This window comes from Streptomyces sp. NPDC030840 (genome assembly GCF_055572015.1).
This window is the reverse complement of sequence record NZ_JBVIEE010000001.1, coordinates 699989-713402: the sequence shown is the minus strand read 5'-3', so window position 1 is coordinate 713402 and position 13414 is coordinate 699989. Positions and strand designations below refer to the sequence as shown.

Here is a 13414-nt window from a genome sequence, read left to right as displayed (position 1 = left end):
GAGACCGGACCGGTCATGGTCTGTCCGGCAGACGGCTGTGAGGTCCCTGCCGACTGGTGGGTGCCACCCCGCCGGGTGGCTGGAGCTGCCGCCCGCCGGGCCGCAAGGGCTCCGCGTGGCTCTATGGTCGAGGTGGCATGGGCCAGGGGGCAGGAACGAAGGTGAGGCGGGGCGCGTGATCCGGGTAGTGGTGGTGGACGACGAGGCACTGGTCCGCTCGGGCTTCGAACTCATTCTGGGCGCGTCCGAGGACATCGAGGTCGTCGCGACCGCGAGCGGGGGCGACGCCGCCGAGGCCGTCCGGCGGGAGCGGCCGGACGTGGTGCTGCTGGACATCCGGATGCCGGACGTCGACGGGCTCACCGTCCTGCGCGAGTTGCGGACGATGCCGGACGCTCCGGTGGTGGCGATGCTGACGACGTTCGACGCCGACGAGTACATCCTGACCGCCCTGCACTCCGGCGCGGCCGGTTTCCTCCTCAAGGACACCGAGCCGGAGCAGCTCGCCCACCTGGTGCGCACCCTGGCCGCGGGCGGTGTGGTGCTCTCCCCCAAGGCGTCGCGGACCCTGCTGCACAGTCACCCCGGCACCGGGGTGGCCGTCGACGAGGACGCGGCACGGGTCCGGCTGCTCACCCCCCGCGAGCGTGACGTCCTCGTCCTGGTGGCGGAGGGGCTGTCGAACGCCGACATCGGGGCGCGCGTCCACCTGGGGGCGGGCACGGTCAAGGACCACGTCAGCGCGATCCTCACGAAGCTGCGGGTGACGAGCCGGGTGCAGGCCGCGCTGCTGGCGCAGCGGGCCGGACTGCTCGACGAACACCCGCGGTCGAGGACCGGGCGGTGAATCGCGCCCGCGCGCTGTGGGAGCGTGTGCCCGCGCCGGTCGTCGACGTCGTGCTGGTCATCGCGGCGGCGGTGGACGTGCGGCTGAACCTGTTGGACGACACGCGCCTCGGCATCGCGCTGGCCACGCTCGGCTGCGCCGCGCTGGCCTTCCGGCGGCGGTTCCCGCTCGGCGTGTTCCTGCTCACCCTGCCCATCTCGCTGACGCAGCCCGTCGCCGTTGCTCCGCTCGCGGCGCTGTTCACCCTGGCCGAACGCTCCCGCAACCGCCCTCTCCTCGCGGTCTGCGTCGCCCTGACCGCGGTCGCGAACAGCGTTCCGTGGCCCCTGGCCGGTCTCACCGAGGTCGGCCGGACCATGACGCTGCTCACCTTCGTCTACGGCCTGGCGACCGCCGCCGCACCGGTCCTCATCGGACAGCTTCTCCAGACGCACAGGGACTTGGCGCGGCGGCTTGTCGAGATCGAGGAGGCCAGGGAGCACGAGAGGGCCCTGCACGCACAGGCCGTGCTCGCCCGCGAACGCGCCCAGCTGGCCCGCGAGATGCACGACGTGGTCTCCCACCAGGTCAGTCTGATCGCCGTACGGGCCGGAGCGTTGCAGGTCGCCACCAAGGACGCGGACGCCAAGGAGGCCGCCCGCACGATCCGTTCGCTGAGCGTCACGACCCTCGACGAACTGCGCACCATGGTCACACTGCTGCGTGCCTCCGGCGGCCACGCCACCGAGCTGACCCCGCAGCCCACCCTGGCCGACCTGCGCAAACTGGTGGAATCCAGCGGCACTCACACGGAGCTGACGGGTGAGCTGCCGCCCACCGTGGGCACACCCGCCCAACGCGCCCTCTACCGCACGGTCCAGGAGGCGCTGACCAACGTCCGCAAGCACGCCCCCGGCGCCAACGCCCGCGTCGAGCTGTGGCAGGACGGCGACGGCATCGGAGTGACCGTCACCAACACGCCTCCCACACGTCCCTCCCTGTCCCTGCCTGGTTCGCGGCAGGGCTTGGTCGGTCTGCGGGAACGGGCCGAGATCCTGCACGGCACTTTGGACGCGGGCCCGACCGCGGAGGGCGGCTACCGGGTGCGGCTGCGGATACCCGCCAGCGCGGACTGACCCACCCCTCATCCTGATCCGCCCCCTTTCGCGGGCGCAGGAGCTGGGTGGCCGCCAGCCGCGCGTACAGCCGGTCCTGGCCACCAGTTCCTCATGGGTGCCCACCGAGTGGACCGGCCGGATTCCATGACGACGATCCGGTCGGCGCCGGTCACCGTCGAGAGGCGGTGGGCCACCACCAGCACGGTGGTCTCGCGGGCCACCGCCTACGTCGGCCACTTCCTCGCCCAGTCCGCGCTGTCCCTGCCCGCCGGGACCAGCACCCAGCAGTCCTGGGTGCCGCTGCTCATGTTCGTCCTCGGGGCCACCCTGTTCGCCGCGATCTGGTCCCGCTTCTTCCGCCGCGGCCCCCTGGAGTACCTCCTCAACGCCGCCACCAAGCCGGCGAAGCACATCCGATGACACCAGGCCGGGGTGGGACGCCTCCACGTCCCGCCCCGGCCTGGACGGCTCACGGATCCAGTTGCCGGACAAGGCGCAGGAACCATCGTCGACGTCGTGGCCGGAGCTTCTCAGCTCTCCGGTTCGGCGGCGAGTACCCGCTCCAGCCAGGCCAGCAGGTCACCCTCGACTTCGGTGCGGTTGGTCTCGTTGAACAGTTCGTGCCGCGCTTCGGGGTAGACGCGGTAGGTGATGTCGGTGAGGCCGGCCTGCCGGTAGCGGTCGACGAGCAGGTCACTCAGCGCGAGCCCGGCGTTGAGCGGGTCCCGGTCGCCGACCAGGACACAGACAGGCAGGTGTGCCGGGATGCCCCGGGGCTGCGCGAGTGCCGCGGAGGCGACGGCGACCTGCCGCATTCCCTCGGCGTCGAGGCTGGCGCCGCAGAGCGGGTCCGCGAGGTAGGCGTCGACGGCCTCGGGGTCACGGCTGAGCCAGTCGAACAGCGTCCGAGCGGGCTCGAAGCCCTTGTTGAGGGCGACGAGCGGGTCCCCGGCGTCGGCCGCCTGATGGGCGATCATCACGTCGACCGCGGTGGTGCCTGCCAGAGCCAGTGCGTCGATCAGGTGGGAGTGGCGCAGTACGTACTGCTGCGCGGCGAAGGAGCCGAGGCTGTGACCGAGCAGCGCCAGGGGCAGACCGGGGTGCCGCTTCCGGACGGTCTCGGAGAGTGTCACCAGATCGCCGACGAGCCCGTTCCAGCCGTCCTCGCCGAGATGGCCGGGTGCGGCATGCCTGCTGAGCCCGTGTCCCCGGTGGTCGTTGGCGTACACGGCGAAGCCCCGGGCCGTCAGCGCCTCTGCGAGCGCGGCGTATCGGCCGGCGTGTTCGCCCATGCCGTGCGCGATCTGCACGACACCGCGCGGCGCGCCGGCGGGCTGCCACACGTGCACGTGGATGCGCACGCCGTCCTTGCCGCTGTCGAAAGTGAACATGGTTCTCCTGGGAGAGGGTGAGGGGAGAGGCGAGGTACGAGACAGTGGGGCGGTCAGGAACTCTCGCCCAGGTAGCCGGCCACGATCCGGGACCGGTCCGCTCTCAGTTCCCGGGCCGTGGCCCGCACGGTGAGTTCGCCGTGGGAGAGGACGCAGCCCCGGTCGGCGACTTCCAGGGCGAGGCCGACGTGCTGCTCGACGAGCAGCACCCCGCAGCCGGAGTCGTCGGCGAAGCGCCGGACGACGGGCAGCAGTTCCTCGACGATGACCGGGGCGAGGCCGAGACTGAGTTCGTCGAGCAGCAGCAGCTGGGGACGACGGGCCAGGGCACGTCCCAGAGCCAGCATCTGCTGTTCTCCGCCGGACAGGAGCCCGGCCTTGCGGTCCCGCAGACGGGTCAGGACCGGGAAGTAGGCGTACGCCGCCTCCTCGTCGAGCCGTTCTCCCCGGTGACGCAGCCGCAGGTGTTCCGCCACGGTCAGTCCGGAGAAGATGCCCCTGCCCTCCGGGACGTGTGCGATGCCCCGTCGCGCGCGGGCCGCCGCCGGCACCTGGTCGAGGGGGGTTCCGTTGAAGGTGATGGTGCCGGCGGAGGGACGCAGCAGCCCGGAGACGGCCTTGAGCGTGGTGGTCTTGCCCGCGCCGTTGGCTCCGAGCAGGGCGACGACCTCGCCCGCGCCGACGGTGATGCCGAGGTCGCGGACGACGGGGGCTCCGTCGTAGCCGGCGGTGAGTCCGGCCACTTCCAGGACGGGTGTGCTCATGTTGTCTCCGGTGCGCTGCTGAGGACCCCGGGCCGGCCGGTGGTGGTGGAGGAAGGAGTGCCGCCGTCCGGTACGGGTGCGTCGGCGGGCTGGACGACGGACGCGCCGAGATAGGCGGTGATGACGGCGGGGTCGTCGCGGACCCGGCTCGGGGGCCCCGCCGCGATCACCTTGCCGAACTCCAGGACGACCAGGTGGTCGCAGATGCCCATCACCAGGCCCATGTCGTGGTCGATGAGGAGCAGTGCGGTGCCGGCGTCGGCGACGGCGCGCAGGCGGCGGCCGAGTTCGGCGCTCTCCGCCGTGTCCAGGCCGGCGGCGGGCTCGTCGAGGCAGATGACGCGGGGGCGGGCGGCCAGGGCCCGGGCCACGCCGACGAGTTTGCGCTGTCCCTGGGACAGCTCGGCCGGGGACGCGTCGGCGAAGGCCTCCAGGCCCAGGGTGGTGAGGGCGTCGGCGACGGCGGAGGGCGGCGGTGTGCGGCGGCCGAAGGTCTCGCCGAACGCCCTGAGCCAGGCCGGGTGTTCCGCCGTCACGCGCAGGTTCTCCGTCACCGTGAGGTCTTCGAAGAGTTCGCTGCTCTGGAAGGTGCGGGCGAGGCCTCGGCGGGCCCGGGCGTGCGGTGGCATGCCGGTCAGGTCCTCGCCGTCCAGTTCCACCCGGCCCCGGGCGCCGACCAGTCCGCTGACCGCGTCCACGAAGGTGGTCTTGCCCGCGCCGTTGGGGCCGATCAGTCCCACCAGTTGGCCTTCGGCGACCTCCAGGGTGACGTCGCTGAGTGCGTGGACGCCGCCGTAACTGACGCCCAGTGAACGGACCTTGAGCATGCTCATCGTGCGACCTCCTTGGGGGTGGGCGCCGCCTCGGCCCCGGCGGTGTCGGGCGCGGCGTCCACGGCGAGGGTGGCCCGGGCGGCTTTCGCCGCGCGGGCGGCTTGCTTGGCCTTCCTGCGGCGGTGGCCCGCGCCCGCGATGCCGTCCGGGTTCGCGATCAGCGTCACGATCAGGGAGACGCCGGCGAAGAGCAGGGCCCAGGTCCCCTTGATGCCGAACCACTTGTCCAGGGCGTGCGGGATGAGTGCCTCGGTGGACATCAGGCCGGCGATGACGGCTCCGGAGACCATCGTGATGCCGCCGATGTAGGCGAAGCCGATGAGGCCGAGTGCGGCCAGCGCGGTGAACCGGACCGCGCTGACGGAGCCGAAGTTGTAGCCGTACAGGGTCCCCGCGGCGCTGGCGATGAAAGAGCTGATGGCGAACGCCGCGATCTTCACCGCCCGCACGTTGACGCCTGCCGCCGCGGCCGCGCGCTCGTTGGAGCGGACGGCGAGCATGCGCCGCCCCAGCCCGGTGCGTCTGAGGTTGGCCACGTACAGCCCCAGGGCGACGGCGACCGACAGGACGAGGAAGCCGAAGAGGGGGCTGGGTTCGTTGCCGTCCAGTCCGCGGAAGGACGCCCCTGGACCGAGATTCACCCCGAACAGGCGGGGAGGGGGCACGGTCACTCCGGCGGTGCCGCCGAAGGAGGTGTTGGTGAACAGGGCCTGTTCCATCGCGAGCGCGGCGGCCAGCGTGACGACGGCCAGGCTCACGCCGCGGACCCGCAGGGCGGAGATGCCGGCCGCCACCCCGAGCAGGGTGGCCAGCAGGGTCGCGCCGAGGGCGCTGAAGGGGAAGGGGATGTGCAGTTCGGTCGCCAGGTGGGACAGGACGAAACCGGCGGTGCCGGAGAGCGCGAGCTGCATCACGGAGATCTGGCCCACGTAGCCGGTGATGACGACGTACGAGAGGACGATGATCGCGCCGATCAGCGAGTTCGTCAGCGCCTGGCGGAAGTCGAACGGCAGCACGATCAGGGCGAGGGCGGCGGCCGCCGTGGCCAGTACGGCCGGTCGCAGCAGCCGGTCCGGCAGCGGTACGGCGGGCAGCCGCTGCTCGACGAGTTCACCACGGCGCGGCAGGCCCGCCCCCTTCACGTACAGGGCGATGATCATCAGGATGAAGATCAGCAGCTGCTGGAGTCCGGGCATGGCGTTGCCGTTGTCGGTCGGGAACCAGCTCTGGGTGGACAGGTAGTAGACGACCGACTGCATGACGCCGATGAGGATGCCGGCGCCGCAGGCGATCCACAGTGAGGTGAATCCGGCGAAGAGGGCCGCCGCCAGGGCCGGGACCACCTGCAGCGGGAGCGTGATGGAGTCGACCTGGACGATGGGTGCGGCCAGGACACCGAGCAGCCCCGCGATCAGCGCGGACAGCAGGGTGTTGGCGAGGGAGACGCTGTTGGGTGACAGACCGGCCAGCAGGGCCGCCTGTTCGTTCTCCGAGGCGGCGCGGGTGGCGAGCCCGAACCGGGTCCACCGGTACAGGGCCCCGAGGCCGAGCGCGACGGCGATCACCAGCCCCGTCAGGATGAAACGGTCGACGGGCGTGGTGACGCCCAGGACGGTGACGGAGTCCGAGGGCAGGATGCTGGGGGCCTGCTGTGGCTGGTTTCCGAACACCAGCAGCACGGTGGCCTGCAGGGTGAGCAGAATGCCGAGTGACGCGGCGAGCCTGGCCAGGGGTGAGACCGCGCGCAGGGGCTTGAACACCGCGACTTCGGTGAGCACACCGACCGCGAGCGCCGCCATGAGCGCCCCCGCCAAGGCGGCGGCGGTCGGAGTCGAGAAGCCGAAGAAGCCGGTGCTCAGGGCCCAGAAGGTGTAACCGGCGACCATCGCGACGGCGCCGGTCGACAGGTTGATGATGCCCGAACCCCGGTAGGTCGCCACGACGCCGAGTGCGATGCCGGCGATCAGTGCCCCCTGGCCCAGGCCGAGCACGGCGAAGAGCAGGATCTGTTCCATTTCTTACTCCTGGAGCGCCGTGCTCCTGAGGCCGTAGGGAAGGAGTCGGGCATCAGGAACACGGCACGGGAAGGTCTGCCGCGGGCGGTACGGGACCCGGGCGGACGGAGGGATGGCGGGTCACCGGGGCGGGCGGAGCCAGTCGGTCAGCGGCTTGAAGGCACCCTTGCCCTTGTACTGGTAGAACCGCGCCTGGTCGTTGCAGACCGCGGGAGCGTCCGGGTACTTGGCGCACTTGACCTCCGCGGCGCCCATGACGACCGGCCCGGTGAACTTCTTCAGCTGCGCGGAGACGGCCGCCGGGGTGATCTTGTCGGCTCCCACGGCGTTGAGCGCCTTGGCGTACGTCAGGATCGTGCTCCAGCCCAGGGGCGCGAAGACCTGGGACGCGGTGGCCTTGTCCAGCCCCACCTTGCCGGATGCCTCCAGGAACGCCTTGGAGTCGGCGGCCGAGGTGTCGGTCGGCAGCGTCTGGGCGACGCCGTACGTCCAGGTGGGCAGGTCACCGCCCAGGCCCTTGGCCACGTCCGGTGACATGCACAGGGGCGTGGACACCACGGGCTTGTCGATGCCGAGTTGCTTGAGTGCCTTGGCGACTCCGACACACCCGGAGCCGATCGTGATGGGCACGATGACATCGGCGGAGTTGGCGCCGGCCGCGGTGACCGGGCCGATCAGGTCCGTGGCCTGCGCGTCGAAGCCGACCGACTTGACGGTGAGACCGGCGGCCTTGAGTCCCTTGACCGCCGCGCTCGAAGCGATCTTGTCGCCGGGGGTGTTCGTGTGGATGACCGCCGCCGTCTTCGCCTTGAGGACGTCACGCGAGTACGTGCCCCAGGTGCCGAAGATGTGCGGCAGGTCGCCGAAGGTGCTGTAGGTGTTCTTCGCCGTGGGCAGGGTGGGCCCCGTCGCCACGCCGACCAGAACCGGCTTCTTGCCCGCCACCACGGAGTTGAAGGAGGCGTCGCCCAGGTACAGATTGCCGAGGCCGATGGCGGAGACGTCCTTGTCACCGAGCAGTTGCTGGCCGCACTTCTGTCCCTCCTCCTCGGCGGAGACCACCGTGCAGACGTTCAGCCGCAGCGGGTGGCCGCCGATGCCGCCCAGCTTCTCGTTGACGTACCGAACGGCCGCCTTGGCGCCCAGGGTCGCCTCGGGGCTGCCGCCGGGGCCGCCCTCGACGTTCACCCAGCCGAGCGTGATCGGGGACAGGCCGGAGTCGGCCTTGCCTGCCTTGCCTCCCACGTAACTCTGATAGTCGGTCACCACGGCGGCCGACGGGCGGTTGTCCGCGGCGGCTGACGAGTCGGCCGCGGCACCGCCGGCCGAGGCCGAGCCCGGGCTCTGCGCGCCACTGCAGGCGGTGAGGCCCAGGGCGGGCACCAGGAGGGAGGCGATGAGGCCCAGTCTTCGGACACGCGGATGGGTAGGCATACGAGACCTCCGTGGGCGGAGCGAAGGGGAGCGCATGCCGGAGGGCATGCGGAACGGGGAGTTGTGACGGGCCGGCCGGGACCTGGAGCGCACGGAGCGACCAGCGCGAAGGGCGGCTCAGAGCACCCGGAAAGGCCTGTTCAGACGGCCTTCCCGAGGTTTCGTAACTTTCTTACGAACCGGGAATCTAGGTGTACTCTTACCCCCTGTCAACGCCTCGGTTCACTTCGATTTAACGATCACGCAGGGAAGGGGGAGGGTGTGACGACGCAAGCCGGAAGGCGCAGACTGCCTCGGCGCTCACTCGAGGAGACCCGGGGCCTCATGCTGGAAGCGGCGACCAAACTCGTCTGCGCGGGAACCGCCGACACCAGCGAGGCCGCGGTCTCCGCCGCACTGGCCCACGTGCGGGTCAAGCAGGTGACGGAAGAGGCCACCCGCATCATCCGGGACCGGCTCGGCGACGAGTCGGCGCCGGCGGTCACCACGGGATCGATCTACCAGATCTGGCCGGCCCAGGCCGACTTCCAGGCCGAGCTGTTGTTCCACCTCACCTCCCGGCAGGCGGAACTGGTACCGAATCTGCCCGACAGCATCCGGCGCTTCGAGGAAGCCGTCGATAAGGGCATCACCTGGCAGGAAGCCCTCAACGACGTACTGACCGACAACCACAGGAACCACCGGGTGGACCCGATCTACCGGGTGATGCTCGGCTTCTACGCCAGTGCCGCGAACCCCCGCGTGCGCGAGGCCCTCGGGCACTACGGCGAATCGTTCACGACGGTGGCCTGCGAGGCGTACCAGGCCCTGCTCGACACCTACGGACTGCGCATGCGCGCGCCCTACCGGGTGGATCAACTCGCCACCAGCATCGCGTCCCTGCTGGACGGCTTCCACATGCGGTGGATCGCCGGCTTCGGGGACCTGGCGGACCCGCACGGGGACGAGAACTGGTCCCTCGTCACACGGGTCGCCGTCATGCTGTTCGACCAGTTCACCGAACCCGTACCCGTGGAACCCGTACCCGTGGACGGCACTTCCTGAGCACAGGGTGTGCCACAGCCTGGTATACCACTGCCATTCAGGGTCAGGTCCAGGGCGCCACGAGGACGAAGGAGCGGCTGGCCCGGTACGCGGCCGTGTTCTCCGAAGGGTCGAGCCACAGCTGGAGGTTGTCCCGGTGGCGGAGGTAGCGGCCGGGGTAGTTGTACGACTCCAGCGAGACCGAACCGGCCGTGGAGCCGGAACGGAGGCAGAAGGTGGCGTCCTTCTGGAAGATGACGGATCCGTCGTCGGTGTCCAGCCGGATGCGGAAGGCGTAGTGCCGCAGATACCTGCCCGTGGCGTCCCTGAGTGAGTAGCAGCGGGGGTCGGCCAGGCCGGGAACGAAGGTGAAGGTGGCCGCCTCCCGGGTGGCCGCGGAGCTGCCGGCGCCGACCGGGTCCAGGATGCCGAGTCGACCGGACTGGCTCACGTAGTCGCCGGAGCTGTCGACCGACCGTAGGGCATGCTGCCCCGAGAACCGCGCCTCAGCGGTCGTCGCCGGGGACGCTGTCGGCGTCGGTGTCGGTGTGGGTGTCGGTGTCCCCCTGGCGGATGTTCTCGGGGACGGCTGCACGGACGGGGCGGCCGGCTCCTGGGCGAGCGGGGCGGCGACGGCGGGCCGCGGAGCCGGCTCGGGCGATCCCATGACGGTGTACCAGGCCACTCCGGCAGCCGCGAGCGTGACGGCACCTGCGGCCGCGATCACCGCGGGCTTGGCGGCCGGCCTGCCGATCGTCCGCACCGTGCGGCTTGCACCGCTCGCCATACCCGTGCCCGTGCCCGTGCCCGTGCCGACGGCCGCCCCGGCCGAGTCCGCCCCCAGCGCCCTGGCCAGCACCAGGCCGGTCAGGCCGACCGGCACCGGCACCAGCGCGAGGTCGGCCAGCAGCCCCTCGGCCGGTATCAGGTCGGACGAGCTCAACAGGCACTGCGGACAGTCGCGGACGTGGCGCGCCAGCCGCTTGCGCCACAGCCCGGACGGCCGCCCGTCCCACGAGGCGAGCACGGCGGCCAGGTCCGGGCAGCGCGGCGAGGCCGTTACGGCTCTCACGACCCTGCGTGCCGTCTCCAGCCGTTCCTTGACCCGCTGGATCCGGACCGCGGCATGCTGCGGTGCGAGGCCGCAGGCCGCCGACAGCTCGCCGCGGGTCAGTTCACCGGCGCTCTCCATCCACCACAGCGCGAGCACCTCGCGTTCCTCGTCCTCCAGCCAGCGGGTCGCCTCCACCGCTTCCCGCCGCTGGCCCGACAGCGCAAGCCGAAGAATGGTCAGGTCGGAGAAGTCGGCCTGCGGGTCTGTTTCGTGAACGTTCTCCGCCAAGGGTTCGGCAGTGAGCCAGGTGCGCCCCCTGCGCCACCGGTCACGGATCTGTCGCACGGTGATGGCGACGAGCCAGGACCGGAACCGATCCGGTTGCTCCAGTCCGGGCAGCCCCTCCAGGACCCGCATCATCGTCTCCTGGACCACGTCGTCGACGTCGCTGTGCCCGTCCAGCGCCCGCCCGACGATGTTGTAGACCAACGGCAGACTGTCCCGTACCAGCTGTTCCGAGGCCTGCCGGTCCCCGGCCCGCGCCGCCATGACGACGGCGACGTCCGGCTGTCGTTGCGTGTCCCGCGAGCGCACCCCGCCCCACCTGTCCCGTGGCCGTGCCGATGTGTCGAGGGCGACAGTGTGCCAGAGCGAAGTCGGCGGATTTGCGTGGGTCGCTTCTCAGGTGCCGCCCCGCACCTTCGCCCGTTCCCTGTTTTCCGTTATGCGAGACGAGCTGGTGCGTCTCCTGTGCGCACGGTCCCGTCCCGAGGACAGACCGAGGCAACGCTGCTTCAGCTGTCTTCACCTCTCTTGACACGCGCTTTACCTCGCTCTAACTTTTCGCCGAATTCGCGAACAATGTCCGGCATATCGAACACCAGGCCTGCCTGCCGGGCCTGTTCGGCTCGTCTCCACTTCCGCTCCGCGACATGAAACAAGGGTGTCTCTGTCATGAGCATTGCTCCCGCCTCTGCGGTGTGGAACAGATCGTCCGCCGGCCGTTCGCCGCGGCGGCGGCGCTCGCCGTCCTCGCCGACGGCGCGACGGCCGGGACGGGGCCGGGCGCCCCCGTCGCGCAGGCGGCCACCACGACGCCCCCGAACCCGCTCGTCAGTTCCGCCAACGGCACAGGCATCGATCCGGTACCCCTGCTCCTTCGGCACGACCAGCGGTCCGTGTGGGTCACGGCCAACGGCTGTCACCGGCTCAGAGCCCGCCACAGCGGCAGGTGCGTCAACGTCGTCGGCGCCCCGACCGCGGACCTGGCCACGCTCGAACAGCACACCTGCCGCACAGCCGCCGGCTTCCAGTGGCCACGCGCCTGACACTCCGCTTTCCGCCCGTCCCGGCACCCGCAGAAAGACAGGAAACGCACATGCCAAGGGTTCTCACCCGAGTCGCGGCGATACTGGTCGCCGCCTGCCTGCTCTTCGCCTCCCAGGCACTGGCCGCACCCGAGCGGGCGGCCGCCGCCGACCCCGGCTACCTGATGACGCACTTCATCGGGGAGGGGTCGACCGGGCAGCAGATCTACTTCTCGCACAGCGCGGACGGCCTGCACTGGAATGACCTCAACGGCGGGGGAATGGCCCTGCGCTCCACGGTCGGCACGCGCGGGGTGCGCGACCCCGCACTGGTCCGCTCCCCGAACGGCGACAAGTACTGGATCATCGCGACCGACCTGTGCATCGGCTGCGGGCAGACGTGGAGTCAGTCCATCAACGACGGCAGCCGCAACCTTGTGGTGTGGGAGTCCACGGACCTGGTCACCTGGTCGCAGCCGTGGCTGCTGAACGTCGCCGGCGCGATCCCCGACGGGCGCAACGCCTGGGCGCCGGAGGCGATCTGGAACCCGGCGACCAACGACTACGTCCTGTACTGGGCGACGAACGTGCCCCTCAACGGCGCGACGAAGCACCGTATCTTCTACGCCCGCACCAGCGACTTCCGCACCATCACCACCCCGCAGATCTACATCGACCGCCCCGGCACCCAGGAGCTCATCGACACCCAGATCGTCGAGGTGCCGGCCGGTGTGGGCAACTACCGCTACGTGCGGGCCTCCGGCGACGGCCAGATCACCCTCGAAGGCAGCAACTCGATCCTCGGCACCTGGACCAACCTCGGCAACCTCTCCGGCATCGGCCTGACCGGTGCCCAGGTGGAAGGCCCGATGTGGATGAAGTTCCGGGACCGCAACGAGTGGACCCTCTACCTCGACCAGTACGCCTCGGGGCGCGGGTACCTGCCGGTCACGACGGCCAACCCCTCCGCCCCCGGCACCTACCGGATTCCGGCGTCGGGCAGCTACAACATGGGCGGGACGAAGAAGCGTCACGGTTCGATCCTGAACCTGACGGCCGCCGAGGAGTCCCGCGTGCTCGCCCGCTGGCCCAACACCCCGGCCCAGCGACTCCAGTCGTACAACTTCCAGGACCGCTACGTGCGGCACGCCAACTTCGACGTGCGCATCGACCAGAACATCACCAGCGAGGACGCCAAGTTCCGGCTGCGGCCCGGCCTGGCGGGTTCGGGAACCGTCTCCTTCGAGTCCGTGAACTACCCCGGCTACTTCCTGCGGCACTCCAACTACGACTTCCAGCTCGCCTACAACGACGGCAGCAGCCAGTTCGCCGCGGACGCCACCTTCCGCCAGGTCGCCGGGCTCGCCGACTCCACCTGGTCCTCCTTCCAGTCCTACAACCACCCCGACCGCTACATCCGCCACTACGCCTACCAACTGCGCCTCGACCCCATCACCACCGCGACAGGACGCAGCGACGCCACCTTCCGCGTGACGAACTGACCCGACACCGACAGGGATTCCGGCGCCTCCGCGGGAGCGCCGGCATCCCCTTGCGTGGGCGCCGTGTCCCACTGCGCCGTGACGACCATGGCGCAACCTGCGGAAAGCCTGAACCGGACTTGGAGGCGCTGGTCAACGACGCAGAGG

Annotated in this window: 12 protein-coding genes and 2 pseudogenes; 6 read left to right on the top strand and 8 right to left on the bottom strand. The window is 70.7% G+C overall.

Annotated features, from left to right (window positions below; translation table 11 throughout):
• Positions 1-187 precede the first annotated feature (187 nt).
• Positions 188-847 carry a response regulator gene (locus ACZ49J_RS03005; protein WP_467447692.1) on the top strand — a complete coding sequence of 220 codons (660 nt, stop codon included), beginning with the start codon at positions 188-190 and terminating at the stop codon, positions 845-847.
• On the top strand, positions 844-1962 hold the full coding sequence (locus tag ACZ49J_RS03000) for a sensor histidine kinase (protein WP_467447493.1): 1119 nt from the start codon (positions 844-846) through the stop codon (positions 1960-1962). Before ACZ49J_RS03005 ends, ACZ49J_RS03000 begins: the two co-directional genes overlap by 4 nt.
• Before the next feature lie 37 nt (positions 1963-1999).
• On the opposite strand, the pseudogene ACZ49J_RS02995 reads toward ACZ49J_RS03000, so the two are convergent.
• A pseudogene (locus ACZ49J_RS02995) lies at positions 2000-2165 on the bottom strand (ABC transporter ATP-binding protein); the annotation flags it as partial.
• Here ACZ49J_RS02995 and ACZ49J_RS02990 point away from each other — a divergent pair.
• Positions 2164-2364, top strand: a pseudogene (locus ACZ49J_RS02990) (DUF418 domain-containing protein); the annotation flags it as partial. The pseudogenes ACZ49J_RS02995 and ACZ49J_RS02990 overlap by 2 nt on opposite strands.
• Before the next feature lie 110 nt (positions 2365-2474).
• On the opposite strand, the gene ACZ49J_RS02985 reads toward ACZ49J_RS02990, so the two are convergent.
• The 5 genes from ACZ49J_RS02985 to ACZ49J_RS02965 all read right to left on the bottom strand — a co-directional run bounded on the left by ACZ49J_RS02985 (position 2475) and on the right by ACZ49J_RS02965 (position 8381).
• Entirely contained in the window at positions 2475-3335 is an 861-nt protein-coding gene (locus ACZ49J_RS02985; protein WP_467447492.1) for an alpha/beta hydrolase, read from the bottom strand.
• A 53-nt stretch (positions 3336-3388) separates the two neighbouring features.
• Positions 3389-4099, bottom strand: coding sequence for an ABC transporter ATP-binding protein (locus ACZ49J_RS02980; RefSeq protein ID WP_467447491.1), 711 nt, complete (start codon positions 4097-4099; stop codon positions 3389-3391).
• A complete protein-coding gene (locus ACZ49J_RS02975; protein WP_467447489.1) occupies positions 4096-4932 on the bottom strand; it encodes an ABC transporter ATP-binding protein in 837 nt (278 codons plus the stop codon). The genes ACZ49J_RS02980 and ACZ49J_RS02975 overlap by 4 nt, the downstream gene beginning before the upstream one ends.
• Positions 4929-6947, bottom strand: a complete 2019-nt coding sequence (locus ACZ49J_RS02970) for a branched-chain amino acid ABC transporter permease (RefSeq protein WP_467447487.1) — start codon at positions 6945-6947, stop codon at positions 4929-4931. The genes ACZ49J_RS02975 and ACZ49J_RS02970 overlap by 4 nt, the downstream gene beginning before the upstream one ends.
• A gap of 120 nt (positions 6948-7067) precedes the next feature.
• Entirely contained in the window at positions 7068-8381 is a 1314-nt protein-coding gene (locus ACZ49J_RS02965) for an ABC transporter substrate-binding protein (protein ID WP_467447485.1), read from the bottom strand.
• A gap of 324 nt (positions 8382-8705) precedes the next feature.
• Between ACZ49J_RS02965 and ACZ49J_RS02960 the strand changes: the two genes are divergently transcribed.
• A complete protein-coding gene (locus ACZ49J_RS02960) occupies positions 8706-9425 on the top strand; it encodes a hypothetical protein (protein ID WP_467447484.1) in 720 nt (239 codons plus the stop codon).
• Positions 9426-9468: 43 nt separating this feature from the next.
• Here the strand turns inward: ACZ49J_RS02960 and ACZ49J_RS02955 are convergent, their stop codons facing one another.
• A complete protein-coding gene (locus ACZ49J_RS02955) occupies positions 9469-11052 on the bottom strand; it encodes a sigma-70 family RNA polymerase sigma factor (RefSeq protein WP_467447483.1) in 1584 nt (527 codons plus the stop codon).
• 200 nt (positions 11053-11252) lie between these two features.
• A complete protein-coding gene (locus tag ACZ49J_RS02950) occupies positions 11253-11414 on the bottom strand; it encodes a hypothetical protein (RefSeq protein ID WP_467447482.1) in 162 nt (53 codons plus the stop codon).
• A gap of 24 nt (positions 11415-11438) precedes the next feature.
• Between ACZ49J_RS02950 and ACZ49J_RS02945 the strand changes: the two genes are divergently transcribed.
• Together ACZ49J_RS02945 and ACZ49J_RS02940 are read left to right on the top strand one after the other, a co-directional pair.
• Positions 11439-11786 (top strand): hypothetical protein, encoded by a 348-nt coding sequence (locus ACZ49J_RS02945; RefSeq protein WP_467447480.1) that lies wholly within the window; start codon positions 11439-11441, stop codon positions 11784-11786.
• Between the two features lie 50 nt (positions 11787-11836).
• Complete coding sequence (locus ACZ49J_RS02940) at positions 11837-13267, top strand: glycoside hydrolase family 43 protein (protein WP_467447479.1); 1431 nt, start codon at positions 11837-11839, stop codon at positions 13265-13267.
• Positions 13268-13414: the final 147 nt, after the last annotated feature.